At 33.6% G+C, this 24,016-nt stretch carries 26 protein-coding genes and 1 riboswitch; of the genes, 12 read left to right on the forward strand and 14 right to left on the reverse strand.

The window, feature by feature from the left end:
* Positions 1-243 precede the first annotated feature (243 nt).
* Positions 244-1,560, reverse strand: a complete 1,317-nt coding sequence (gene ahcY, locus WN975_RS22620) for an adenosylhomocysteinase (protein WP_026983772.1) — start codon at positions 1,558-1,560, stop codon at positions 244-246.
* A gap of 429 nt (positions 1,561-1,989) precedes the next feature.
* Between ahcY and WN975_RS22625 the strand changes: the two genes are divergently transcribed.
* Entirely contained in the window at positions 1,990-2,652 is a 663-nt protein-coding gene (locus WN975_RS22625; RefSeq protein ID WP_337968455.1) for a 4'-phosphopantetheinyl transferase superfamily protein, read from the forward strand.
* Between the two features lie 207 nt (positions 2,653-2,859).
* Here the strand turns inward: WN975_RS22625 and WN975_RS22630 are convergent, their stop codons facing one another.
* The 3 genes from WN975_RS22630 to WN975_RS22640 form a co-directional block, all read right to left on the reverse strand.
* Positions 2,860-3,276 carry a group III truncated hemoglobin gene (locus WN975_RS22630; RefSeq protein ID WP_337968456.1) on the reverse strand — a complete coding sequence of 139 codons (417 nt, stop codon included), beginning with the start codon at positions 3,274-3,276 and terminating at the stop codon, positions 2,860-2,862.
* Entirely contained in the window at positions 3,273-3,560 is a 288-nt protein-coding gene (locus WN975_RS22635) for a hypothetical protein (protein WP_337968457.1), read from the reverse strand. The genes WN975_RS22630 and WN975_RS22635 overlap by 4 nt, the downstream gene beginning before the upstream one ends.
* 81 nt (positions 3,561-3,641) lie before the next feature.
* Positions 3,642-4,238, reverse strand: coding sequence for a Crp/Fnr family transcriptional regulator (locus tag WN975_RS22640; RefSeq protein ID WP_337968458.1), 597 nt, complete (start codon positions 4,236-4,238; stop codon positions 3,642-3,644).
* Positions 4,239-4,331: 93 nt separating this feature from the next.
* On the opposite strand from WN975_RS22640, the gene WN975_RS22645 reads away from it, so the two are divergent.
* The 5 genes from WN975_RS22645 to WN975_RS22665 all read left to right on the forward strand — a co-directional run bounded on the left by WN975_RS22645 (position 4,332) and on the right by WN975_RS22665 (position 10,690).
* Positions 4,332-5,063: a geranylgeranylglyceryl/heptaprenylglyceryl phosphate synthase gene (locus tag WN975_RS22645; RefSeq protein ID WP_337968459.1), complete on the forward strand. Its 732-nt coding sequence runs from the start codon at positions 4,332-4,334 to the stop codon at positions 5,061-5,063.
* A gap of 29 nt (positions 5,064-5,092) precedes the next feature.
* Positions 5,093-5,716: a nicotinamide riboside transporter PnuC gene (pnuC, locus tag WN975_RS22650; protein ID WP_337968460.1), complete on the forward strand. Its 624-nt coding sequence runs from the start codon at positions 5,093-5,095 to the stop codon at positions 5,714-5,716.
* On the forward strand, positions 5,677-7,791 hold the full coding sequence (locus tag WN975_RS22655) for a DUF4301 family protein (RefSeq protein WP_337968461.1): 2,115 nt from the start codon (positions 5,677-5,679) through the stop codon (positions 7,789-7,791). The genes pnuC and WN975_RS22655 overlap by 40 nt, the downstream gene beginning before the upstream one ends.
* Positions 7,792-8,196: an alternative ribosome rescue aminoacyl-tRNA hydrolase ArfB gene (arfB, locus tag WN975_RS22660; protein ID WP_337968462.1), complete on the forward strand. Its 405-nt coding sequence runs from the start codon at positions 7,792-7,794 to the stop codon at positions 8,194-8,196.
* A gap of 304 nt (positions 8,197-8,500) precedes the next feature.
* Positions 8,501-10,690 carry a TonB-dependent receptor gene (locus WN975_RS22665; protein WP_337968463.1) on the forward strand — a complete coding sequence of 730 codons (2,190 nt, stop codon included), beginning with the start codon at positions 8,501-8,503 and terminating at the stop codon, positions 10,688-10,690.
* A gap of 55 nt (positions 10,691-10,745) precedes the next feature.
* Here WN975_RS22665 and WN975_RS22670 read toward each other — a convergent pair whose 3' ends face one another.
* Positions 10,746-11,159 (reverse strand): hypothetical protein, encoded by a 414-nt coding sequence (locus WN975_RS22670; protein WP_337968464.1) that lies wholly within the window; start codon positions 11,157-11,159, stop codon positions 10,746-10,748.
* Positions 11,160-11,314: 155 nt separating this feature from the next.
* Here WN975_RS22670 and greA point away from each other — a divergent pair, with 155 nt between their 5' ends.
* Positions 11,315-11,791 (forward strand): transcription elongation factor GreA, encoded by a 477-nt coding sequence (greA, locus tag WN975_RS22675; protein ID WP_065448058.1) that lies wholly within the window; start codon positions 11,315-11,317, stop codon positions 11,789-11,791.
* A gap of 74 nt (positions 11,792-11,865) precedes the next feature.
* Positions 11,866-12,252, forward strand: a complete 387-nt coding sequence (locus WN975_RS22680; protein WP_121326923.1) for an HIT family protein — start codon at positions 11,866-11,868, stop codon at positions 12,250-12,252.
* A gap of 61 nt (positions 12,253-12,313) precedes the next feature.
* On the opposite strand, the gene WN975_RS22685 is transcribed toward WN975_RS22680, so the two are convergent.
* A complete protein-coding gene (locus WN975_RS22685; RefSeq protein WP_337968465.1) occupies positions 12,314-13,462 on the reverse strand; it encodes a HAMP domain-containing sensor histidine kinase in 1,149 nt (382 codons plus the stop codon).
* 164 nt (positions 13,463-13,626) lie between these two features.
* Here WN975_RS22685 and WN975_RS22690 point away from each other — a divergent pair, with 164 nt between their 5' ends.
* The 4 genes from WN975_RS22690 to WN975_RS22705 all read left to right on the forward strand — a co-directional run bounded on the left by WN975_RS22690 (position 13,627) and on the right by WN975_RS22705 (position 16,636).
* Entirely contained in the window at positions 13,627-14,502 is an 876-nt protein-coding gene (locus WN975_RS22690) for a flavin reductase family protein (RefSeq protein ID WP_337968466.1), read from the forward strand.
* 30 nt (positions 14,503-14,532) lie between these two features.
* Positions 14,533-14,904, forward strand: a complete 372-nt coding sequence (locus WN975_RS22695; RefSeq protein WP_041516416.1) for a DUF3127 domain-containing protein — start codon at positions 14,533-14,535, stop codon at positions 14,902-14,904.
* 296 nt (positions 14,905-15,200) lie between these two features.
* Entirely contained in the window at positions 15,201-15,839 is a 639-nt protein-coding gene (gene aat, locus WN975_RS22700) for a leucyl/phenylalanyl-tRNA--protein transferase (protein ID WP_337968467.1), read from the forward strand.
* Positions 15,840-15,841: 2 nt separating this feature from the next.
* Positions 15,842-16,636 carry an MOSC domain-containing protein gene (locus WN975_RS22705; protein WP_337968468.1) on the forward strand — a complete coding sequence of 265 codons (795 nt, stop codon included), beginning with the start codon at positions 15,842-15,844 and terminating at the stop codon, positions 16,634-16,636.
* Here the strand turns inward: WN975_RS22705 and WN975_RS22710 are convergent.
* From WN975_RS22710 to thiS, 8 genes are all read right to left on the reverse strand, one after another.
* Positions 16,633-17,343: a HesA/MoeB/ThiF family protein gene (locus WN975_RS22710; protein ID WP_337968469.1), complete on the reverse strand. Its 711-nt coding sequence runs from the start codon at positions 17,341-17,343 to the stop codon at positions 16,633-16,635. The two genes, WN975_RS22705 and WN975_RS22710, sit on opposite strands and share 4 nt — an antisense overlap.
* Positions 17,344-17,424: 81 nt before the next feature.
* Entirely contained in the window at positions 17,425-18,561 is a 1,137-nt protein-coding gene (gene thiH, locus WN975_RS22715; RefSeq protein WP_337968470.1) for a 2-iminoacetate synthase ThiH, read from the reverse strand.
* 146 nt (positions 18,562-18,707) lie between these two features.
* Entirely contained in the window at positions 18,708-19,487 is a 780-nt protein-coding gene (locus tag WN975_RS22720) for a thiazole synthase (protein WP_337968471.1), read from the reverse strand.
* Positions 19,468-20,106: a thiamine phosphate synthase gene (locus WN975_RS22725; RefSeq protein ID WP_337968472.1), complete on the reverse strand. Its 639-nt coding sequence runs from the start codon at positions 20,104-20,106 to the stop codon at positions 19,468-19,470. Before WN975_RS22725 ends, WN975_RS22720 begins: the two co-directional genes overlap by 20 nt.
* Positions 20,096-20,851 carry a hydroxymethylpyrimidine/phosphomethylpyrimidine kinase gene (locus tag WN975_RS22730; RefSeq protein ID WP_337968473.1) on the reverse strand — a complete coding sequence of 252 codons (756 nt, stop codon included), beginning with the start codon at positions 20,849-20,851 and terminating at the stop codon, positions 20,096-20,098. Before WN975_RS22730 ends, WN975_RS22725 begins: the two co-directional genes overlap by 11 nt.
* The gene (locus tag WN975_RS22735) at positions 20,818-21,405 is read right to left on the reverse strand and encodes a thiamine phosphate synthase (RefSeq protein ID WP_337968474.1); all 588 of its coding nucleotides are present in this window, start codon (positions 21,403-21,405) and stop codon (positions 20,818-20,820) included. The genes WN975_RS22730 and WN975_RS22735 overlap by 34 nt, the downstream gene beginning before the upstream one ends.
* Before the next feature lie 35 nt (positions 21,406-21,440).
* The gene (gene thiC / locus WN975_RS22740; protein ID WP_099710710.1) at positions 21,441-23,264 is read right to left on the reverse strand and encodes a phosphomethylpyrimidine synthase ThiC; all 1,824 of its coding nucleotides are present in this window, start codon (positions 23,262-23,264) and stop codon (positions 21,441-21,443) included.
* A 251-nt stretch (positions 23,265-23,515) separates the two neighbouring features.
* Entirely contained in the window at positions 23,516-23,722 is a 207-nt protein-coding gene (thiS, locus tag WN975_RS22745; protein WP_337968475.1) for a sulfur carrier protein ThiS, read from the reverse strand.
* A gap of 64 nt (positions 23,723-23,786) precedes the next feature.
* Positions 23,787-23,884: riboswitch (TPP riboswitch) on the reverse strand.
* Positions 23,885-24,016 lie beyond the last annotated feature (132 nt).

Consider the following 24,016-nt stretch of genomic DNA (forward strand, 5'->3'; position numbering starts at 1 on the left):
GAGTATGCTACCGAAGTAGCGCGGATAGCCCGACAGTATTTAAGAAAAGACCTAATGAACGCAACGAAACATTAGGTCTTTTTTAAAATAGTGGCACGCCCAGATAATTATTTTAGATTTCTGAGTTTAGTCCCGAAGCTTCGGGATTAGATTAAAAAACAAAACCCGACAGATTTTTAAAATCTATCGGGTTTAAAGTATGTATTAGAAATCTAAGATCTACAATCTTAAATCTAAAATTTACTAGTATCTGTAGTATTCTGGTTTGAATGGACCTTCAACTGGAACACCAATGTAAGCAGCTTGATCGTCACGTAAAGTTTCCAATTCAACTCCTAATTTAGCTAAGTGCAAAGCAGCAACTTTTTCATCTAAATGTTTTGGTAACATGTAAACGTCATTGTTGTAAGCAGCGCTGTTTTTCCATAATTCGATTTGTGCCAAAGTTTGGTTTGTAAATGAGTTACTCATTACAAAACTTGGGTGACCTGTAGCACAACCAAGGTTAACTAAACGACCTTCAGCAAGAATGATGATATCTTTTCCAGCGATAGTATATTTGTCAACTTGTGGTTTGATTTCGATTTTAGATGCACCGTGGTTTTTGTTCAACCAAGCCATATCAATTTCGTTATCAAAGTGTCCGATGTTACAAACAACAGTTTTGTCTTTCATTTGCTCGAAGTGCTCTCCAAGAACGATATCTTTATTTCCTGTAGTTGTAATGATGATATCAGCATTAGCAATTACAGTGTTTAATTTTTTAACTTCGTAACCGTCCATTGCAGCTTGTAAAGCACAAATTGGGTCAATTTCAGTAACAGTTACAATAGATCCTGCACCTCTGAAAGAAGCAGCAGTTCCTTTTCCAACATCACCATATCCACAAACGATAACTCTTTTTCCAGCTAACATTAAGTCAGTTGCACGACGTACAGCATCTACAGCAGATTCTTTACAACCGTATTTGTTATCAAATTTAGATTTAGTAACAGAATCGTTAATGTTGATTGCTGGCATTGGTAAAGTTCCGGCTTTTACTCTTTCGTAAAGTCTGTGAACTCCAGTTGTAGTTTCTTCAGACAATCCTTTGATTCCAGGAACCAATTCTGGGAAACGGTCAATAACCATGTTAGTTAAATCCCCACCATCATCAAGAATCATGTTCAATGGTTTTCTGTCTTCACCAAAGAATAAAGTTTGCTCAATACACCAGTCAAATGATTGCTCATCAAGACCTTTCCAAGCATAAACCTGAATTCCAGCAGCAGCAATAGCAGCAGCAGCCTGATCCTGAGTAGAGAAAATGTTACAAGAAGACCAAGTAACCTCTGCACCAAGAGCAATTAAAGTTTCGATCAAAACAGCAGTTTGAATCGTCATGTGTAAACATCCTGCGATACGAGCACCTGCAAGAGGTTGTTCATCTTTATATTCAGCACGAAGCGCCATTAAACCTGGCATTTCAGCTTCAGCTAATTCAATTTCTTTTCTTCCCCAAGCCGCTAGAGAAATGTCTTTTACTTTGAAAGCCACATAAGGCGTAGTTGTAGTACTCATTTATAGTGTATATTTGTATATTGTAAAATTTTTGCAAATTTACGGAATAGGTTTTTAATTTAGACTACTTTCTCTAAGATTTGTGAAATGTTTAATTTCTTAATCTTTTGAACTTTAGCTAAATAATTTGCTTGTTTTAAGATCATTGTAAAAATTAGGAGCTATTTCCTGCTGTCCGCTATATCTTTTCCTGGCTAAAGAAGCCAGAAAAAGGATGCCGCTTCCATCAGGGCTAGAAAGACCAGACTTTATATTTGAAACATATAAGTGATATAAGTATTTAAAAAGATTTTTAATATTTTAAATTGCTTCTTTAAATACACTTAATTGCGTAAATTTATAATACCAATTTTCAATACGACCATATTAGATTTACTTATATCACTTATATGGTTTAAAAAACAACGCCATAATTCATAATTAAAAATAATGCCTTTATTTCAAACCATACAATTCAACGAAACTACCAAAATCTTAGTTTGGCAAATAACTGAATCTTTCGAAGAGTTATTGAGCAAGGTAGTTTTAAAAGAAAAAACACAACTTCGCCTAAACGGAATGAAGTCACAAATGCACCAGCGTGCTTTTTTGAGTGTTCGTATGTTGATACAGGAAATGGGTTTTACAGATCATGAATTGCATTATGACGAGTTTGGGAAACCTTATTTTGATTGTCATAATTATATTTCGATCACACATTCGCATGATTTTGCAGCGATTATAATAAGTGACGAAACCGTAGGAATCGACATGGAATTGCAACGCGAAAAAATTCTTAGAATCGCCGATAAATTTGTCGATACAGAAAATAGTTATTTATCCAAAAACTCCGAAACTCAAAATATAGCAGATTATATCAGAGAACTTACCGTAATCTGGGGCGCAAAAGAAGCGATCTTTAAAATCAGAAACGAAAAAGGAATCAGCTTTAAAGATCACATTCGGATCGATGCTTTTTCATTAGATGAAAAACAAACTGAAGCCAGTCTTCATTTTAATGATTTGGTAATAGAATTTGATGTGCATTATGAAGAAATAAAATCGAGTACTTCCGGACACGATTTTACATTGGTTTATGCCTTTGAGAAGTAGTTTTTTTGATTAAAATTCTAATATAAAAATTCCAAGGTTTGATCTGAATTTTGTCATTTACAGAAATGACAAGATTCAGATGATAAAATCCGTTTTAATCTGCGTTTTCGCAAAGCGAATCCGCGTCATCCGCGTTCTATATTGTCGCCAATCTTTGTCGAATTTTTAGTGTGATTTCTCCTCGCGTCGAAATGACAAAAAATAAGCTTAATTTAAATTTTCTAAAGAAGCTTCACTCATTTTCTTGCGATGTTCAAACATGCTCACAAATAAAAAAGTTCCCATTTTTCGGGCACGTCTTTTTAGTGTTTCTACATTTTCGCCTTCAAAATGCTCGTCCAAAGTCTGAGCCCAATAATTTAGCCAGATTCCAAATTCATTCGAAGTGATTTTACCTTCAAAATGAGCATCAACTTCATTGTGTACGGCATGCGGATTGCCTTTGTATTTTTTTACTGCAAACAAATTGGTTTCCCAAAAATCTGTTAGCTTTTCAAGATGCGCGTCCCAATCTTTAATCATGGTATTAAAATAAAAACCAATTTCTTCATCGGCTCTTATTTTAGCATAGAACTGATGCACTAAAAAAGAAACATCAGCTCTATTTTCTATTTGTTTTCTCATAATATAAAACTATTCAGAAATATTAGTAAAACACTTAATACAGCGCTTAAAATAATAAGGTTGAAAACGACTTTATGTTTCATTTGTGCTAGAATTGAAGTATTGGCAAAAACACAAGCCAAAACAATAATTGCTAATTGAATCATTTGACCAATAGAGGTTCCGTGAGAAAGAATATACATTGCAGCAGCGCCGCCTAAACAGCTTTGACCAATTACAGCCATTGCTGCAGAACCCATATAATTTTTATTGAAATTTTCGAATGTTGTTTGATATAGTGTCATGATATTGTGATTTTTATACTACAAAGGTACATTCACAATACAACTTCATTTTATGACTAAAATCATAAAACAAGAACTTTTTTATCGGTATACTTTCCTGTTTATAATCTTCAAAACGCCTTTTTTCTCCAAAGCTTTTATAGTTCTAATCACGGTTTCGACACGTAAACCAGTCAAATCGCCAATTTGCTGTCTCGTAAAACTGATGAGGTAACCATTTTCGTCTTTCTTAAAATTAAAATAAGCAATTCCGTGATCAATTAATTTCAAGACACGATGTTCAGGTTCTTGTGTAGACATTTCGGCTGCCATAACCGATTTATAATACAATCGCTGTGCTAAATTTTCGATTATTTTGAGGCTAATCGCCGAGTTTTCTTCCAATAATTTCATGAAACTATTTTTAGGAAGAAGAAGAACTTCAGAATCTTCAACCGCAATAGCATTTGCAGGATATTTTTGATTTAAGAACAAAGGCGGTTCGCCAAAAGATTGTTCTTTATAAAAGATTCCCTGAATAAACTCGCGGGCGTCATCATTATAATTACTCATTTTTACTTCACCGGAAATAATTTGATAATAATGCGTTGGAAGATTGCCTTCTTCAAAAATAGTTTCGCTTTTAGCGAAAAATTTCTTCAGCGCGCCATATTTTTCCAATAAATCAATTGCAATCATAATTTTATTTCTTGGTTATCAAAACACATAACACAAATATAATTATTCAAAATAGTTCTACTACATTAAAAAACTTTTACTTTTACGCCGATTATGCAGAAGAAATTACTCAATATACATCAGCAAATTTTAGAAGCTAAAAGAGATGGACAAAAATTATTGGCCATACTTTTGGATCCCGATAAAATTGTTTGGGAAAATTTAGAACATTTATTACAGAAGATAAATCAATCTCCTGCAACACATATTTTTGTTGGAGGAAGCATTGTTGAATCCACAATTTTAGAAGATTTAATTGCACAATTAAAACAAAACACAAATCTGCCCGTTGTGATATTTCCGGGAAATCCGTCGCAGATTTCACCTCAGGCCGATGCTATTTTGTTCTTGTCTTTATTGTCTGGACGTAATCCGGATTATCTAATAGAATATCAGGTTCAGGCAGCGCCAATTCTTAAAAAAACAAACCTTGAAGTAATTTCGACAGGTTACATTTTAATCGAAAGCGGAAATGAAACCGCCGTTGCACGTGTAAGTAAAACGAAACCATTAAATAGAGAAAACTTCGATTTGGCTTTGGCAACTGCACAAGCTGGCGAAATGTTAGGAAATAAATTAATCTATTTGGAAGCGGGAAGCGGAGCAAAGAATGCAGTTCCGCTGAAAATGATAGAGTTAATTACGCAAAACATTAAAATTCCTGTAATTGTTGGAGGAGGAATTGTAGATTTGCACGGAATTCAAAATGCGTACAACGCTGGTGCAGATTTAGTAGTTATTGGAACTGCTTTTGAAAACGACAGCCATTTTTTTGAATCAAAATAAACACCAGAAACGACCAAAACAAACCCAAAATGATTGATTTTTTTCTAGATAGTTATAAAAATGCTCCATTGTGGCACATTGCTTTAGAATTTTTGGTTTTTGTTTGTGGAATTTTAAGCGTTTGGTTTGCTAAAAAAGAAAATATCTGGGTATATCCTACAGGTTTAATCGCCACAGTAATCTCCGTATATCTCTTATATATTGCAGGTTATATTGGAGATATGATTATCAATGGATATTTCTCAATTATGAGTATTTATGGTTGGTATGTATGGGCAAAAGGCGGAACAACTGAGGATAATTTACCGATTACAAGAACGAATTTTAATGAAAAAATCATCGGAATATTACTTTTCTTTGTAACTATTTTCGTAGTTTTCGGGATTTACAAATACTTCGATTACGAAATCAAAAAAGATAATTATGTCGATATGATTTCGTCAGGAATATTTTTTGCAGGAATGTGGTACATGGCCAGGAAAAAGATCGAAAACTGGACACTTTGGATCATTGGCGACATTATTGTAGTGCCTCTTTATGCTTATCGTGGCTTAGGGATGTTGTCATTACAGTATTTAATTTTTACAATTTTGGCTATTTCAGCTTATTTAGAATGGAGAAAAATCTTAGACAGCAAAAAACAGCTATCATAAAAATTGCTTTATTTGGACCTGAAAGTACAGGAAAAACTACATTAGCAAAACAACTTGCAGAATATTATGAAACCGAATGGGTTCCTGAATTTGCACGTGACTATTTGCAGGAAAAATGGGAAGAGAATCAACATATTTGTGTTGCAGATGATATGTTGCCTATCGCATACGGACAAGTTGCATTAGAAAATGAAAAACTTGCATCAGCAAAAAAGTATTTGTTTTCTGATACTAATTTAATGGTTACCAAAGTCTTTTCTGAAATGTATTATGGTTTCTGTGATCCGCTTTTAAACGAAGCTGCATTAGAGCATGAATACGATTTGTTTTTTCTTACCGATATCGATGTTCCTTGGGAAAAAGACGATATTAGAGATACTGCAGATGGCAGGGAAACTGTTTTTTCAGTGTTCAAACAATCCTTAATTGATGCTAAAAAGCCTTTTATAACACTTTCCGGAAATAAAGAAAGTCGTTTGGCAAAAGCCATTGCGATTGTAGATGATTTATCGGTTGCAAAACAACATGGCGTTTCGTCTGATGATTTTGTTCAGATATACAATCATGAAATTCCTTTTGAGAAGATTTTACAGCAATTGAAGATTTTTAAAAACGGAATTCTAAAAAGTAACTTAATTAGTCCGGCTAAAATTAAAAACGGAATTCTAGGTTTATCAGAAGATGAGTTTAAAGAAAAAGCTGCTTTTTTTGATTTGAAAAAAGAAAACTTAAAATTAAAGAAATTTGTTCCAGCTTCGGGTGCGGCAAGTAGAATGTTTAAGTTTTTAAGTGCTTTTTTGAATGATTTTGACATTACAAGAGAAACTATAAATGCTTATATCAATAGAAAAAAAGACAGTGATTTGTCTATTTTTATTGTTGCAATGGATAAGTTTCCTTTTTTTGAAGCTCTGGATAAAAAACTTAGAGAAATTTATCCTGATTTTGAAGTATTAGATAGAGATTATAAAAATTACTATTTCATAAAAACATTATTGTCTTCTGATTATTTTGATTTTGCAAATAAACCAAAAGCGGTATTACCATTTCATCAATATAAAACACATATTGCAAATCCAATCGAGGAACATTTGAATGAATGCGTGTATTATGCTTCATCTAATGAGGTTTCGAATTTGCATTTTACAGTTTCAGAAGCACATCAGAATTTGTTTGAAAATGAAGTTAAAGTTCTCAAGGAAAAAGTAGAGAAAGATTCCGGAATTGAAATTAATATTAGTTATTCTTATCAAAATAAAAGTACTGATTCAATTACGGTAAATGATCAAAATGAATTTGTTAGGGATAAAAACAACAATTTAATTTTTAGACCAGGAGGACACGGAGCATTAATTGAAAATTTAAATGAACTTGATGCTGATGTTATCTTTGTAAAAAATATCGATAATGTAATTCAAAATCATATTGATAAAATTGCTTTATATAAAAAAGCTTTAGCGGGTGTTTTGATCAAAGTACAGCAAAAAGTTTTTGATTATTTAGATAAAATAGAAAAGCAAGAAATCAAAGAAAGTAATCTTGAAGAAATCGTTGCCTTTTTATCGAAGAAGTTAAACATCGAATTAGGGAATGATTTTAATAAATTTACTTTTGAAAATAAAGTCAATAAAATTAAAGATTTGTTAGACAGGCCAATTCGCGTTTGTGGAATGGTAAAAAATGAAGGAGAACCTGGAGGAGGACCATTCTGGGTAATGAATGATAAAGGATCAATTTCATTGCAAATTGTAGAAACTTCGCAAGTAGATTTAACGAATAAAAAGCAACAGGAAATTCTGGCTGCAGCAACTCATTTTAATCCGGTTGATTTAGTTTGCGGAATCAAAAATTATAAGAACGAAAAGTTTGATTTGCTAAAATTTGTAGATCCAAAAGCAGGTTTTATTGTCGAAAAAAGTGTTGACGGAAAATTAGTAAAAAGCTATGAATTGCCAGGATTATGGAATGGAGCAATGGCGAATTGGTTAACTATTTTTGTAGCAGTTCCATTAATTACATTTAATCCGGTAAAAACCGTAAACGATTTATTAAAACCAGCTCATCAGCCACAATAAATGGATATCGAAAAAATCATATCAGAGTTAACTTTTAAAGCTGTTAGAAGTAGTGGCGCAGGCGGGCAAAACGTGAATAAAGTATCATCGAAAGTAGTTTTGACTTTTGATTTGAATGCTTCACAAGCTTTGTCTGAAGAAGAGAAATTACTTTTATTAACTAATATTTCGTCTCGTTTAACAACTGAAAATATTCTGATTTTAAATTGTGATGAAGACAGAAGTCAACTTAAAAATAAAGATATTGTTGTAAAACGTTTTTTAGAAATCATCAAAAAAGGATTGTTTGTTCCTAAAGTTCGTAAAGCAACTAAGATTCCGAAATCTGTTATTAAAAAACGAATCAAAGACAAAAAGAATATTTCTGAAAGAAAGCAATCGCGCAGAAAACCAGATTTAGAATAAAATTCCAATTTATAAAAACCAAATTCCAATTGAAGCTTCAGTTGGAATTTGGTTTTTTTTTATTTAAAATTTCCAAAATTTGATTTTTGCAATTGCCATTGATTTTTGTAATTTTTAACACTACATTTGCACTGTCTCAAAGGGGTGCTCTAAATAACGAGCTGAGATCATACCCAAAGAACCTGAGCGAGTAATGTTGCTAAGGGAAAAACGACAAGTTTATCGTGCATACTATATTTTGTCGTGAAACATTTATTAATTTTAACAAAGAATAATTCCCCCTTTTATTCGTAATTCTTTACGAATGAAAACTATTTTTAAAGGTACTTTCAAAGGTACAAAGGTACAAAGACACAAAGGTTCAAAGCTGACTCAAAAGTCTATTTTCTTTCTTCTTTCTTCTATTTTATTTACACAATTCTCTTTCGCACAAGAACAAGATTCTACCAAAGTTAACAAGCTTGACGATGTATTAGTTTCGGCAGTTCGTGTTACCACAAAAACTCCGGTTACATTTAGTAACATGGATAAAAAAGAAATAAAATTTAGAAACTTAGGACAAGATATTCCAGTTTTAATGAATTATTTGCCATCTGTAGTTACAACTTCTGATGCAGGAGGCGGAATAGGTTACACCGGAATCAGAGTCCGCGGAAGCGATGCTACAAGAGTAAACGTAACCATCAACGGAATTCCTTATAATGATGCTGAAAGTCAGGGAACTTTTTGGGTTAACATGCCTGATTTTGCTTCGTCTGTAGAAAGTTTACAATTACAACGCGGCGTGGGAACTTCTACGAATGGTTCAGGAGCTTTTGGAGCGAGTTTAAACATGCTTACAGATAGCTATGCTTCAAAACCAACCGGAGAAATTTCGAGTTCTTACGGAAGTTTTAATTCCAATAAAAATACTGTAAAATTCAGTACAGGTTTATTAAACGATCATTTTGAACTTGCCGGACGTTTGTCTACAATTAAATCTGATGGTTATATAGATCGTGGTAGTTCAGATCTTAAATCGTATTTTCTTCAGGGAACTTATGTTGGAAAAACAACTTTAATCAAAGCGTTAGTTTTTGGTGGAACTGAAAAAACATACCAATCCTGGAACGGAATTGATGCTGAGACATTAAATTCAGACCGAACTTATAATTCTGCAGGAAAATATAAAGATGAAGCAGGAAATGTTCGTTTCTATGACAACGAAACGGATAATTATAATCAAAATCATTATCAATTGCATTGGAGTGAATCATGGTCTGATAAATGGAGCAGCAACTTAGCTGTTCATTATACTAAAGGATTGGGGTATTATGAAAATTATAAATATAATGAACCTATTGAAGGATATGGACCAATTAATCCGACTAAAATGGTTGAAAATGACTTAGGAGAATTAGTTCCGGGAACTGATTTAATTCGTCAGAAATGGTTGGATAATGATTTTTACGGAACAACTTTTTCAGCAAAATACAAAGAAGAAAAGTTAGATGTTATTATTGGCGGAGGCTGGAATAAATATGAAGGAGATCATTATGGTAAAGTAATTTGGGCGAGAAACTCTGGTCCGTCAGAATTAGGAGATCATTATTATGATGATTTCTCAACAAAAACAGATGGGAATATTTTCGCGAAAGCAAATTATCAATTTACGGAGAAATTAAGTTTCTATGGCGATTTGCAATACAGAAATGTAAAGTATAAAGCCAATTCGAAAGAAACGGGAGTAGTTGATGATAACTTCAATTTCTTTAACCCAAAAGCAGGATTGAACTACGAAATCAATCAAAAAAACACGCTTTATTTCTCTTATGCAAGAGCAAATCGTGAACCAAACAGAACAGATTACGAAGGTGGAAATGCAAAACCGGAAAAATTAAATGATTTTGAATTGGGTTGGAGATTCAATTCAGAGAAATTTCAATTGAATTCTAATTTCTATTATATGGCCTATAAAGATCAATTGATTTTAACCGGTAGATTAGATGATGTTGGAGCGCCAATTCGTGCAAATACCGAAAAAAGTTACCGTTTAGGTTTTGAAGTAGATGCGACAATCAAACTTTCGGAGAAATTTATTCTTAGACCAAACTTTACTTTAAGCAGCAATAAAAATGTTGATTTAGCGGTTGAAGGACAATATTACGGAACAACAGATATTGCTTATTCACCAAATGTTATTGCTGGGAATATCATTGTTTATAGCCCAATTCAAAGTTTGCATATTTCGTTATTACAAAAATATGTTGGAGAACAATACATGAACAATATCGAATTACCGGCAGCAAAATTGGCCGATTATTTTGTAAACGATTTGAATGTTTCTTATGAAATTAAACCTAAATCGATCTTTAAATCAATTATGATTACAGGTTTGGTAAATAATATTCTGGATAAGAAATATGTTTCAAACGGAGCAATGTGGGATATTTATCCGTATTATTATCCTCAGGCAGGAATTAATTTCCTTGCGGGATTGACTTTGAAATTCTAAAGGATTTCTAAAAATAAAAAAGCCTGAAAATTTAAAACTTTCAGGCTTTTTTATTTTAGTTGTAAACGTGAATTACAGTTCCGGAAACTTCAACTCTATATTGTTTCAAAGGATATTCTTTGCCTCCAAGTCCGGTAAATAAACTGTAAGAAGATTTATCGCAGGAACAAACAGCATTAATACCATTAATTGTCATCGCAGTACAAGCAGTTATGACTTGATTAGGGCATGCTGCGTCAAATGCATTATAGCCGCTTCCGGTATTAAAAACAATAATTCCTTTTGCTCCATAGTTAGGAACGATAACGGCATTACTCGCAAATTTAAGATTGGAGTAAGACGGAAGATTCATATCTATTGTTAAATTAACATTATAATTAGGGATATTAGGGTTTTTATTGCTTTTGTTATTATCACTACAAGAGAAGAATACAGAAACAAGGACGATTATAAGACAGATTTTTTTCATTATTTTAATAAGAATTAGTGAAACAAAAATAAATTATTTAGGTTTGAAATTTATATGATTAACATATAATTATGTACTATTAAAAATAATAGTATATTTGTAATACAAAATCCCGTTCCGATGGGATTTTTTGTATTTATATAAACGATGAAGTTATGAGTAAAGTATCTTATTATACCGCAGAAGGATTAAAAAAGTTGAAAGATGAGTTGGAGCATTTAAAAAGTGTAATGCGTCCTAAGGCATCTCAAGATATAGCAGAAGCAAGAGACAAAGGTGATTTATCTGAAAACGCCGAGTATGATGCAGCAAAAGAAGCACAAGGATTGTTGGAAATGAGAATTTCTAAATTGGAAGAAGTATATTCTAACGCAAGATTAATTGACGAATCACAATTAGATGTTTCAAAAGCATTGGTTCTTTCTAATGTAAAAATTAAGAATCAAGGCAACGGAATGGAAATGAAATATACGCTTGTTGCAGAAAGTGAAGCGGACTTGAAAACTGGAAAAATCTCAGTAACTTCTCCTATTGGAAAAGGTTTACTTGGAAAATCAGTTGGTGAAGTTGCAGAAATCACTGTGCCAAACGGAGTTTTGAAATTTGAAATATTAGAAATTACAAGAGACTAATTATAAAGTGTTTAATTGGTTAATCGTTTATTTGTTTAACCGATTTAACGAATGAACAAATAAACGAATAAACGATGTCAATATTTACCAAAATAGTAAACGGAGAAATTCCTGCATATAAAATTACTGAAGACGATAATTATTTGGCTTTTTTAGATGTAAATCCAAATGCTAAAGGACATACGCTTTGTATTCCAAAACAAGAAATCGATAAGATTTTTGAGATGGACGATGAATTGTATTTGGGATTAATGAAATTTTCTAAGAAAGTAGCAATTGCTTTAGAGAAAACGGTTCCATGCAAAAGAGTAGGAATGGCAGTTGTTGGTTTAGAAGTTCCACACGCTCACGTTCACTTGATTCCATTAAACGAAATGGATGAAATGCGTTTTCATAATAAAGTAAAACTTTCTAAAGAAGAATTTGAAGCTTTGGCCAAAAGTATTGCGGCAAATTTGTAAAGTATAAAAGGTTTCGACTTCGTTCAACCTGAAAAAACAAAGTGTAGTAAAGTAAATTTTACTACACTTTTTTATTTAGTGAAATCTGAAATGTAGTTCCCTTTCCAATTTCAGAATGTAAAACCTTTATTTTTCCACGATGATATTCTTCGACTATTCTTTTGGTAAGTGAAAGTCCCAATCCCCAACCGCGTTTTTTGGTGGTAAAACCAGGTTCGAAAATAGTTTTGAATTGATTTTTAGAAATTCCCGTTCCGGAATCTTTCACATTTATTTTTACATGATGTGCGTCCTGTTCAATCTGAAGATCTAGCGTTCCTTTGCCTTTCATGGCATCGATTGCATTTTTTACTAAGTTTTCGATAGTCCAACTATACAAAGTTGGGTTAAGCATCGTCAAAATAGGTTCTTCGGGAGCATAATAAGAAAATGCAACCTGTTTAGAAAAACGAGATTGCAAATATTTATAAGTACGCAGGGTTTCTGCGATAATATCATGTTCTTCTAAAACAGGAACAGATCCAATTTTAGAAAAACGATCCGTAATTGTTTGCAATCGGTCAATATCTTTTTCTATTTCTGATGTGATCGATTGGTCAATTTCCTCTGTTTTTAAGATTTCAACCCAACCTATTAACGAAGATAAAGGTGTCCCGATTTGGTGTGCAGTTTCCTTTGCCATTCCTGCCCAAAGCTTGTTTTGAGTAGCCATTTTAGTGCTTCGGTAGAAATTATAAATCAAAGCGCCAAACAAAAAGATAATCAATAATAAAGCAATCGGGTAGTATTTGAGTTTGTTTAGCAATGCCGAATTTCCATAATATACTTCCTGACGTCTTCCGGGAGCAAAATCAATAAAAATAGGTTCATTTTCGCTTTTTAAATTTTTCAAATAAGCCATTGATTTATTATCGTCAGCCAGAATTTCTTCGGGAACATTTACAGAACTAATAACTTTATCATACATCGTCAACATAACCGGAACAGTGGTATTGTTGTTCAAAATATCTAAAGGAAGATCTAAATCAGTATTTTCATTCGCATTAACTAATGTTTTTTGAGCATTTGCCCAAAGATTCATTTTAAGACGCTCCTCATTTTTGAAAATTTGGAAAAAAGTATAAGTATTCCAAAGAATCAAAGAAATGATTAAAAAGGAAATAGAAACAATGATCCAACGGGTTGTATTTCTTCTTTCGGAAAAAAGCATAAATTATTTTTTGAGGTATAAATATAACGAAATAAACACATTTAATATTTTATGATTCTTTAAAGATTTTTTTTGCTTTTATGTCCAAAAGTATTTCTTTGGGATAAACGATTTCTCTACTTTTGTAGTTGCCGAAACGAGATTCGGTTAAAAAGTGAAATTCTATGATTAGCATCGATCCAAAAGAAGTTACAACGGCAAAATTGCATGGTTATTTACAAAGTGCTGTCGGACCCAGACCAATTGCATTTGCAAGTACAATTAGTACAAAAGGAATCCCGAATTTGTCGCCTTTTAGTTTCTTTAATGTGTTCAGTGCCAATCCTCCAATTTTGGTTTTTTCTCCGGCACGTCGTGTACGCGATAATACCGTAAAACACACTTTGATTAATGCCGAAGCAACTCGTGAGGTAGTAATTAATGTAGTCAATTATGATTTGGTGCAACAAACATCATTAGCCAGCACTGAATATGCTGAAGGTGTAAACGAATTTATAAAAGCAGGATTAACGCAAATACCGTCAGATTTGGTAAAACCATATCGCGTGAAAGAGTCTCCGGTGCAGTTTGAATGCAAAATCACGCAGATAATTCCATTGGGAACAGAAGGCGGCGCAGGAAATTTGATTCTTTGTGAAGTGGTTAAAATGCATATTCATGAAGCTATTTTAGACGAAAACGGAGCGATCGATCAGCATAAAATAGATTTGGTTTCAAGATTGGGAAGTAATTGGTATTCAAGGTCAAATCAAGGACTTTTTGAAGTGCCAAAACCGCTTACAACTTTAGGAGTAGGCGTAGATGTGATTCCTAATTATATCAAGGAAAGCGCCGTATTTGACGGAAATGATCTTGGAAAATTAGGCAATATAGAAGCCTTGCCTACGACGGAAGAAGTTAGTATATTTGTGAAAGAAAATTTTTCAGTGAAAGGGGTTTTAAGCTCGGATGATCAGGAAAAAATACATTTAGAAGCTAAAAAATACCTGAATAAAGATGATATTTCATCGGCTTGGAAAGTGCTTTTAGCAAAGAAATAAGAAAAGAAACAATAATTAATATAGAAGAAGATGGAAGTTACAGGAAAAGTAAAAGTGGTTAACCCAGAGCAACAAGTTAGTGCTGCATTCAAAAAAAGAGAGTTGGTTGTTACCACAGATGAGCAGTATCCACAGCATATTTTGATCGAATTTACACAAGATAAATGCGATTTATTAAGTAGCTACAAACAAGGAGAGGCAGTAAAAGTTTCTATCAATTTAAGAGGAAGAGAATGGGTTAATCCACAAGGAGAAACCAGATATTTCAATAGTATTCAAGGTTGGAGAATCGAAAGATTAGCGCCAGAAGGTCCTGGACAAACGGCTCCAATGCCTGCAGCAGAAGCTTTTGCTCCGGCAACTAATTTAAACGAAGACGAACCAGACGATTTACCTTTCTAAGAAGTAAATTTTAAAGTTATAAATTCCAAATTCCAATTCATAAATATGTAATTGGGGTTTGGAATTTTGTTTTTATTTGTAATTTTTGTCATTTCGACGGAGGAGAAATCTTCGCGAGAAGCTCGACAAAGATTGGGTTTTCGTTGCGGAGTTTCTTACGGAGATTTCTCCTTCGTCGAAATGACAAGATCATGGATAAAACTAGCGTGTTGATCTTTGTCAAAGTTCAAAACTTTGACAAAGATTCTCTCTAAGTTTGGAATTTAGAATTTAAAAATTGGAATTTTATTTAAAAGATGCATTATATATTTGAAGAACTATTTTTTCCTCCGGTTTCAGAAGCTGACGAAGAAGGAATTCTGGCAGTTGGCGGCGATTTAAATCCGGAAAGATTAGAGTTGGCTTACAAAAGCGGAATTTTTCCTTGGTTTAATGAAGGCGAACCTATACTTTGGTGGGCACCGGATCCCAGAATGGTTTTGTTTTTGGATGAATTAATTATCTCCAAAAGCATGAGAAATGTATTGAATAGAAATCAGTTTAAAGTTACTCTTAATGCAAGTTTTAAAGATGTGATGTTGAATTGCCAAAAAATAGAACGCGAGGGTCAAAACGGAACATGGATTTCGGACGAAATGATTGAAGCTTATTGCAAATTGAACGAAAAAGGAATTGCAAAATCTATTGAAGTTTGGCAAGATGAGGTTTTAGTTGGAGGTTTGTATGGGATTGATTTAGGACACGTTTTTTGTGGCGAAAGTATGTTTTCAAAAGTATCAAATGCATCAAAAGTAGCTTTTATCGCTTTGGTTAATTATTTAGAAAAAAAGAATTACAAACTTTTAGATTGTCAGGTTTATAATTCGCATTTGGAGAGTTTAGGCTGTCGCGAAATTGATCGTGATGAATTTATGTCTATTTTAAAAAGTAAATAAAAATGAGTGCAGTTCATGTTGTAAAAGAAATCTATATCTATCCGATAAAAAGCTTAGCCGGAATTAGTTGTAAAAATGCTTTCGCCGAAGAAATGGGATTCGAAAATGATCGCAGATGGATGTTGATTGATGCAGATAATCAAATGCTAACGCAAAGAGAACATCGTATTATGAGTCAGTTTTATCCGCAAATTTCAGATGGAAAAATAAGTATTACTTTTCAGGATCAAAAACATGAATTCTCTATTGATGAACATTTAGAAGATTCAATAAAAGTTAACGTTTGGGATGATAAAAGTGAAGTTATAGAAGTGAATCAAACAACTTCTAAATGGTTCAGCGAACACTTAGGTTTTGAATGTAAATTGGTGAAAATAATCAAAAGCGGAGATCGTAAACATGAAAGTTCAAGGTTAAAAGAAACTTTCAATGTGAGTCTTGCCGATGGCTATCCGTATTTAATGATAGGCAGTCAAAGTTTAGATTTTCTAAATGAAAAACTAACAGATAAAATCACAGTTTTGAGATTTCGTCCAAATATTGTCATAAGTAGTGAAATACCTCATGAAGAAGATGATTTTGATACTTTTAAAATTGGAGAAGTTGATTTTAAAAACGTAAAACCCTGCGGAAGATGCATCATGGTAAATAATGATCCGGACAATGGTAAGTTAAAAAAAGAACCTCTTAAAACCTTAAGTAAATATCGAGTAGTAAATAATTCTGTTTTATTCGGGACTAATATTGTGAGTTTAAATTCAGGGATTATTAGCGTTGGAGATGAAATCGTATTTTAGAAATTCAGTTTTGTAAAGCTCCAGTTTATCGTATTAAAAAGTACTAATTCATTTTTTAAAGTAGGTAATTCCAGAATTAATTTTAAGGTTTCGTGTGCCATCATTGTACCAATAATTCCGGGCAAAGTCCCTAAAACTCCATTCAAATTACAATTCGGAACATCTTTTGGATCAGGCATTTCAGGAAATAGATCACGTAGATTTTTACTTCCATTATGGTTGAAAACCGCAACCTGACCTTCAAATTTTAAAATACTTCCGTAAACTAATGGTTTTTGTAAAGCAACGCAAGTATCATTTACCAAATAACGTGTTGCAAAATTGTCAGAACCATCAACTATAATATCATATTGCTGAATAATTTCACTTGCATTTTTTGATGTCAGTTTTTCGTTTATGGCTTTAACTTCAATTAAAGGATTTAGTTTTGAAACAACGTCTTTTGCAACAAGTGATTTGCTTTGACCAATTTCATTTTCGGTATATAAAATTTGTCTATGCAGATTATGAATTTCGATTGTATCAAAATCCATTATTCCAATAAAACCGACACCAGCCGTCGCAATATATTGTAAAATTGGACATCCCAAACCTCCGGCGCCAATAACTAAAACTTTTGCTTTTTTTAGTTTTTCCTGTCCTTCGTCACCAATTTCAGGTAATATAGTTTGTCTGTTATAACGAAGGAATTCTTGTATAATGCTCATTTAATTTAAGTCTTAAAGTTGTAAAGTCGAAGGTCAAAAGTCGAAATTGAAAGCTGGAATTGAAGTAAAAAGCATTTTACTTTAGACTTTAAGACTTTCCACTTTATGACTATATATTTTGTCCCAATCTTTCCAAACGGGTTCGTAACCTGAGTTTTTTATAATTTCAGCAATTTCTTTAGCGGAACGTTCATCGCTAATTTCAAATTGTTCCAATGATTGCGGATCAACGACATAACCACCGGGATTTGTTTTAGATCCCGCGCTCATACTTGTAACGCCAATTGGAATAATGTTGTTTCTGAATTTCTCATTTTCACGAGTCGAAATTGAGATTTCGAGATCTTCATTCCATAAACGATAAGCACAAATAAGTTGAGTCAAATCTTTATCATCCATAATAAAATTGGGCTCAATAATGCCTTCCGCAGGACGTAATCTCGGAAATGAAACGGAATATTTAGTCTGCCAATATTTTTTCTGAAGATAGTCGAGATGTAAAGCATTGAAAAAACTATCTGTTCTCCAATCTTCTAAACCTAACAAAACGCCTAAGCCAATTTTATGAATTCCGGCGGTTCCTATTCTATCCGGAGTTTCTAATCTATAATCGAAATTTGATTTTTTACCCTTTGTATGGTATTTTTTATAGACTTCCTGATGATAAGTTTCCTGATATACCAAAACGGAATATACTCCGGCTTCATGCAAACGTTCATAATCTTCGGTAGGAAGCGGTTGAACTTCAACGGAAATAATCGAAAATTGTTTTCGAATTAAAGTAATTGCGTTCAGGAAATAATTAATATTTACAGTATAATTTGCTTCGCCGGTTACTAATAAAACATGATCAAAACCAGTGTTTTTTAATGCTTCGACTTCAAGTTTAATTTCGGCATCAGAAAGTGTTTTTCGTTTGATTTTATTGTCTAAACTAAAACCACAATAGGTACAAATGTTCTGGCATTCATTGCTTAAATAAAGCGGAGCATACATTTGTATGGTTTTTCCAAAACGTTTTTTGGTGATTTCATGACATTGTTGCGCCATTTGCTCCAAATAATTTTGTGCAGCAGGAGAAATCAAAATCAAAAAGTCCTCAAGATTTCGTTTGGTTTTAGACAAAGAGCGTTCGACATCTTTTGATGAGGTTTGGTATATTTTAGATTGAATGGAATCCCAGTTATATTGTTTAAAAACTGATTTAAATGTTTTCATTGGATTGTGTTTTAACTGCGAGTATTTTTTTACCGCAGAGTACGCTAAGATTTACGCAAAGTTCGCTAAGCTTTGTGTTCTTTATGCTTGTCTAAAAGTTCGCAAAGCTTAGTGAACTTTGAGAAAAAACCTTGCGAACTTTGCGGTTAAATCTCATAAAGAAAAGACGTCAAAGGACTAGAAGCCACGGCATAATTTTGTTGGTTTGCGATTTTAGCTTCGAATGCTTTTCGACCTGCAATAACAGCTTCTTTAAAAGCTTCAGCCATTAGTTTTGGATTTCCGGCAACGGCAATTGCGGTATTTACTAAAACAGCATCGGCACCAATTTCCATTGCTTTTGCTGCATCTGATGGAGCGCCAATTCCGGCATCAACAATTACAGGAACATTACTTTGTTCGATAATAATTTCTAAGAAATCAATAGTTTTCAATCCTTTATTACTGCCAATTGGAGAACCTAAAGGCATAACGGCTGTTGTTCCTGCGCTTTCTAAATGCTTGCACAAAACGGGATCAGCATGAATATAAGGCAAAACGAAGAAGCCAAGTTTAGCAAGTTCTTCAGTTGCTTTTAAAGTTTCGATTGGATCCGGCATTAAGTATTTTGGATCAGGATGAATCTCTAATTTTATCCAATTTGTTTCTAAAGCTTCACGTGCTAATTGAGCCGCAAAAATAGCTTCTTTGGCATTTCTGGCGCCAGAAGTATTAGGCAATAAGTTGATGTTTGGATGTTTTAAATGTGATAAAATAACATCCGTTTCTGTCTCGAGATCGATACGTTTTAAGGCAACGGTAACCAATTCGCTTTCAGATGCCAGAATAGCTTCTTCCATTTCCAGGTTCGAACCAAATTTTCCCGTTCCTAAAAACAAACGAGATTTAAAGGTTTTATCTCCAATGTTAAACAATGACGTTTGCATATAACTTTTCGTTTAATTGTTGAATTAATTTTTTCTTTTCGTCGCTTTCCGTGATCATTCCGGAAACGGCAATTCCGTGAATTCCAGTTTCCATTAACGGACTTATATCTTTTAAATTGATTCCGCCAATGGCATAAACCGGAATTGAAATTTTGTTTTTTTTCATTTTTTGAAGAATCTCAAAATAACCCGATAAGCCTAAGATCGGACTTAATTTTTCTTTTGTAGCAGTAAATCTAAAAGGGCCTAAACCAATATAATCACAGCCATTTTTTACATGATTTTCAATATCTTCAAAAGTATTTGCGGTTCCTCCAATGATTTTTGTATTTCCCAGAATTGCTCTTGCTTCAGCTATATTCATGTCGGTCAAACCTAAATGTACTCCGTCTGCCGCAATTTGTTGGGCGAGATATAAGTTGTCGTTTACGATAAAATTGGCGAGATATTCTTCGCATAAAAATTTTACCGCTTCCGCTAAAGCAAAAGTGTCTTTGGCAGTTTGATCTTTGAAACGCATTTGCACCCAATCACATCCGGCATCGAGTGCGTGATGGATATTATACAATTGTTCTTCGATTGTTTTTCCTTGTGAGATATATTGCAATTTATTGTACATAATGATATCCGATTAAATGGTTAGTTGAACTCAGGTATTTTTCTATGTAGGTTTTAGCATTTTTACAAGCTTCTTCTGGAGTTTGATTCAATGCCAGATTTGCGGCGATTGCTGATGATAAAACACAGCCGGAACCATGTTTTTCAAAGCATTTTTTTTCTGAAGGCAATAAATCAATAATTTCATTTTTCAAGAACAAACGATCAGTCCCAATTTCAGCTGAATTATGTCCTCCTTTTAGCAAAATGTTAGTTGGCATTTCATTCTGTAACCAAAGTTTTTCTGAAAAAAAACCAGGGAATAAAATTTCTATTTCATTATAATTTGGCGTAATCAATTCGATTTTAGATAGAATTTTATTCAAGTCTAATCGATCTTCAATTTTTATGAATTCAAATTCTGTTGTTGATTTTAAAACAGGATCCCAAACAATTTGAGTAGTTGGAGATACTAATTTTATAGTCGAAAGAATTCGGTTTAAATAATGTAAAGAAGGTACGATTCCAATTTTTACCGTACTGATTTTATAATTTTGAAATAACGTTTCAATAGAACGAATTACAAAATTTATATTTGTCCATTCAATGTCAAAAAACTCATTTTCAGTCTGAATTGTGTTTGCAGTTGTAATCGCAAAACCAGTTACCTGATGCTGTTCAAATGTCTTGATATCTGCCAAAACACCAGCGCCGCCAGTTGGGTCAAAACCCGCTATAGTGAGTGCGAAAGGACGATTTTCTGACATAATTTGAATTGTTTTATTGGGTTTTCATGATTCCAAATGGTTCCTAAAATTGCTACATCATCAAAACCGTTTTCAAGTGTTTTTTTGATGTTTTCAGAATCAATTCCGCCCAAAGCGATGACTTTTGTTTTGTTATTTGTTCTTGATTTTAATGCTTCAAAAAGGTTTTCTTTCGGATGATAATCTTCCTTGGAAATACTTGTAAAAACAGGACTTAAAAAAGCGTAATCAAAATTTTCCAATGCATTGAAATCTTCAATTGAATGTGTTGATGTTGAAAATATTTTTTGATCCGGATTAATTAAAAAACTATTTTTTCTGTCCTTTTCAGAAAAATGAATTCTATTAATTCCCAAATCTTCTCCTAATTGAAGATGATTGTGTAATACCAATTTTGAGCGATATTCAGGTTTTATTTGATGAATAAATTGAGTCATTTCAATCTCAGAAAAATCAGATTTCCGAATGTGAAGTAAAGACAATCCTTCTTCAAATAAAGAATCAATTAAGCTGATTTCATTTGCAATAGCAGAAGGATTTGTAATTACAATCATAGTCTTTCTTCTATGTTCTTTCTTCTATTTTCTTACTAGATATAAATCTCTTTCCCTTGCTCAATAAACTCTTCGGATTTTTCCTGCATACCTTTTTCGGCTGCTGCAACATCACGAATTTCCTGAGATATTTTCATAGAACAGAATTTTGGTCCGCACATAGAACAGAAATGTGCCACTTTTGCACCGTCAGCAGGTAGTGTTTCATCGTGAAATTCTCTTGCCGTATCTGGATCTAATGATAAATTAAACTGATCTTCCCAACGGAATTCAAAACGTGCTTTACTTAAGGCATTGTCACGATATTGTGCTCCAGGATGACCTTTGGCTAAATCAGCGGCATGAGCAGAAATTTTATAAGTTATAACACCATCTTTTACATCTTTTTTATTAGGTAATCCAAGGTGCTCTTTTGGCGTTACATAACACAACATTGCGCAGCCATACCAACCAATCATCGCGGCTCCAATTGCTGATGTGATATGATCGTAACCAGGTGCAATATCAGTTGTTAAAGGGCCAAGAGTATAAAAAGGAGCTTCGCTGCAATGTTCTAATTGTTTGTCCATATTCTCTTTTATCATGTGCATTGGCACGTGACCCGGACCTTCAATAAAAACCTGTACATCGTGTTTCCACGCGATTTTTGTTAGCTCGCCCAAAGTTTCTAATTCGGCAAATTGAGCGGCGTCATTTGCATCAGCAATTGAACCCGGACGTAAACCATCGCCTAATGAAAATGCAACATCATATTGTTTCATGATTTCGCAGATTTCCTCGAAATGCGTGTATAAAAAGTTTTCTTTATGATGGAATAAACACCATTTCGCCATGATTGATCCACCACGAGAAACAATTCCGGTAACGCGATCTGCGGTTAAATGAATGTAACGCAATAAAACTCCGGCGTGAATCGTGAAATACGAAACTCCTTGTTCTGCTTGCTCGATTAAAGTATCGCGGAAAACTTCCCAAGTTAAATCTTCTGCAATTCCTTTTACTTTTTCTAATGCCTGATAAATCGGAACCGTACCAATTGGAACCGGTGAATTACGAATAATCCATTCTCTGGTTTCGTGAATATTTTTTCCTGTTGATAAATCCATGATAGTATCAGCACCCCAACGGCAAGCCCAAACTGCTTTTTCAACTTCTTCCTCAATGCTTGATGTTACAGCGCTGTTTCCGATATTGGCATTTATTTTTACCAAGAAATTGCGCCCAACAATCATAGGTTCACTCTCTGGATGATTGATGTTGTTAGGGATAATTGCTCTTCCGCAAGCTACTTCGCTTCGAACAAATTCGGGTGTTATTTTGCTTTTTGGAGTATTAGCTCCAAAACTATGTCCGGAATGCTGACATTGCATTGCTTTGGTTTGTTCGTTCAAAAGCTCGATTCGCTGATTTTCACGAATGGCAATATATTCCATTTCGGGAGTTATGATGCCTTGTTTTGCGTAGTATAATTGTGTTACGTTTGCGCCTTTTTTTGCTCTTTTTGGTTGGTGTAAATATTCAAAACGAAGATGATTTAGGCTTTCGTCTTTCAATCGGGTTTGTCCGTAATCAGAGGTGATTTCGTTTAGGATTTCGACATCATTTCGTTCTAATATCCAATTTTCGCGTAAGCGAGGTAATCCTTTTCGAATATCAATTTCGATGTTTGGATCAGTATAAGCTCCGGAAGTGTCGTAAATAGTCACAGGCGGATTTTTCTCAATTCCTCCATTTGAAAGTTTTGTGTCGCTTAAAATGACTTCGCGCATAGCGACTTTTATAGGGTGAATTTCTCCGTTTACATATATTTTTTTGGAGTTAGGAAAAGGAGTTCTGGAAATTTGTTCTTCTGTAGTCATAGTTTTTTTGTTTCAGGTTTCAAGTTTCAAGTTGATCTTGATTGTGTTTTTACGTTTATTTTTCCGTAGAGGCGCACTGCAGTGCGTCTTCTGTTGTATGTTTTTAATCTTGTTTTTTGAAAGATAAATTTCTTGTTACCGTTTCTGCTAGGGATAGAAGTGGAAAGCGACCAGCGGAAGCTTTGCTAAGACTATATTTTTTTGGTTGACGACTGCGGACTTGAAACGGATAGCCCGTTTAAGCAGCCATATTATCCGCCTTGTGTTGCTGAAATAATTAAAATTTCGTCGGTTTCTTGTATAAGATGTTGGTTCCAATTGAGTTTTGGAACGACAGTATTATTTACGGCAACAGCAATTCCGTTTTGTTTATTGGGAATTTCGAGATCGAGCAATGATTGAACGCTTAGCGATTCAACATTGAATTGTTTGATTTGTTGGTTGATTTTTAGTTCCATTCCTTTAAGTTTAGTATGTAGTTATACTTTAGGAATGGCTACAATTGCGCATAAAAATGCGCGCAGAAGTCATCTTACTTTTCCCTACGCTAGTATGAACTAGATCAGGTTCAGAGGGTAAAATCTCAGCCTACAAAGTTGTAGACACCCCTAAAGTGTGAAGCAAATATATGTAAAAATTGTTTTGTTGTTTAAAAAAGTTTCAAGTTTCAGGTTTCAAGTTGTATTGGTTCGGTAATTTTTGCGGATAGGGTACGTTGGTTAAGTAACGTGAAACCTGAAACCTGAAACAAA

Source organism: uncultured Flavobacterium sp. (genome assembly GCF_951805225.1).
Classification (GTDB): Bacteria; Bacteroidota; Bacteroidia; order Flavobacteriales; family Flavobacteriaceae; genus Flavobacterium.

Excerpts from the sequence above, each read along its gene's own strand:
- ahcY (WP_026983772.1), bottom strand. The coding sequence starts at position 1,560 with ATGAGTACTACAACTACGCCTTATGTGGCTTTCAAAGTAAAAGACATT.
- WN975_RS22625 (WP_337968455.1), top strand. The coding sequence starts at position 1,990 with ATGCCTTTATTTCAAACCATACAATTCAACGAAACTACCAAAATCTTA.
- WN975_RS22630 (WP_337968456.1), bottom strand. The coding sequence starts at position 3,276 with ATGAGAAAACAAATAGAAAATAGAGCTGATGTTTCTTTTTTAGTGCAT.
- WN975_RS22635 (WP_337968457.1), bottom strand. The coding sequence starts at position 3,560 with ATGACACTATATCAAACAACATTCGAAAATTTCAATAAAAATTATATG.
- WN975_RS22640 (WP_337968458.1), bottom strand. The coding sequence starts at position 4,238 with ATGATTGCAATTGATTTATTGGAAAAATATGGCGCGCTGAAGAAATTT.
- WN975_RS22645 (WP_337968459.1), top strand. The coding sequence starts at position 4,332 with ATGCAGAAGAAATTACTCAATATACATCAGCAAATTTTAGAAGCTAAA.
- pnuC (WP_337968460.1), top strand. The coding sequence starts at position 5,093 with ATGATTGATTTTTTTCTAGATAGTTATAAAAATGCTCCATTGTGGCAC.
- WN975_RS22655 (WP_337968461.1), top strand. The coding sequence starts at position 5,677 with ATGGAGAAAAATCTTAGACAGCAAAAAACAGCTATCATAAAAATTGCT.
- arfB (WP_337968462.1), top strand. The coding sequence starts at position 7,792 with ATGGATATCGAAAAAATCATATCAGAGTTAACTTTTAAAGCTGTTAGA.
- WN975_RS22665 (WP_337968463.1), top strand. The coding sequence starts at position 8,501 with ATGAAAACTATTTTTAAAGGTACTTTCAAAGGTACAAAGGTACAAAGA.
- WN975_RS22670 (WP_337968464.1), bottom strand. The coding sequence starts at position 11,159 with ATGAAAAAAATCTGTCTTATAATCGTCCTTGTTTCTGTATTCTTCTCT.
- greA (WP_065448058.1), top strand. The coding sequence starts at position 11,315 with ATGAGTAAAGTATCTTATTATACCGCAGAAGGATTAAAAAAGTTGAAA.
- WN975_RS22680 (WP_121326923.1), top strand. The coding sequence starts at position 11,866 with ATGTCAATATTTACCAAAATAGTAAACGGAGAAATTCCTGCATATAAA.
- WN975_RS22685 (WP_337968465.1), bottom strand. The coding sequence starts at position 13,462 with ATGCTTTTTTCCGAAAGAAGAAATACAACCCGTTGGATCATTGTTTCT.
- WN975_RS22690 (WP_337968466.1), top strand. The coding sequence starts at position 13,627 with ATGATTAGCATCGATCCAAAAGAAGTTACAACGGCAAAATTGCATGGT.
- WN975_RS22695 (WP_041516416.1), top strand. The coding sequence starts at position 14,533 with ATGGAAGTTACAGGAAAAGTAAAAGTGGTTAACCCAGAGCAACAAGTT.
- aat (WP_337968467.1), top strand. The coding sequence starts at position 15,201 with ATGCATTATATATTTGAAGAACTATTTTTTCCTCCGGTTTCAGAAGCT.
- WN975_RS22705 (WP_337968468.1), top strand. The coding sequence starts at position 15,842 with ATGAGTGCAGTTCATGTTGTAAAAGAAATCTATATCTATCCGATAAAA.
- WN975_RS22710 (WP_337968469.1), bottom strand. The coding sequence starts at position 17,343 with ATGAGCATTATACAAGAATTCCTTCGTTATAACAGACAAACTATATTA.
- thiH (WP_337968470.1), bottom strand. The coding sequence starts at position 18,561 with ATGAAAACATTTAAATCAGTTTTTAAACAATATAACTGGGATTCCATT.
- WN975_RS22720 (WP_337968471.1), bottom strand. The coding sequence starts at position 19,487 with ATGCAAACGTCATTGTTTAACATTGGAGATAAAACCTTTAAATCTCGT.
- WN975_RS22725 (WP_337968472.1), bottom strand. The coding sequence starts at position 20,106 with ATGTACAATAAATTGCAATATATCTCACAAGGAAAAACAATCGAAGAA.
- WN975_RS22730 (WP_337968473.1), bottom strand. The coding sequence starts at position 20,851 with ATGTCAGAAAATCGTCCTTTCGCACTCACTATAGCGGGTTTTGACCCA.
- WN975_RS22735 (WP_337968474.1), bottom strand. The coding sequence starts at position 21,405 with ATGATTGTAATTACAAATCCTTCTGCTATTGCAAATGAAATCAGCTTA.
- thiC (WP_099710710.1), bottom strand. The coding sequence starts at position 23,264 with ATGACTACAGAAGAACAAATTTCCAGAACTCCTTTTCCTAACTCCAAA.
- thiS (WP_337968475.1), bottom strand. The coding sequence starts at position 23,722 with ATGGAACTAAAAATCAACCAACAAATCAAACAATTCAATGTTGAATCG.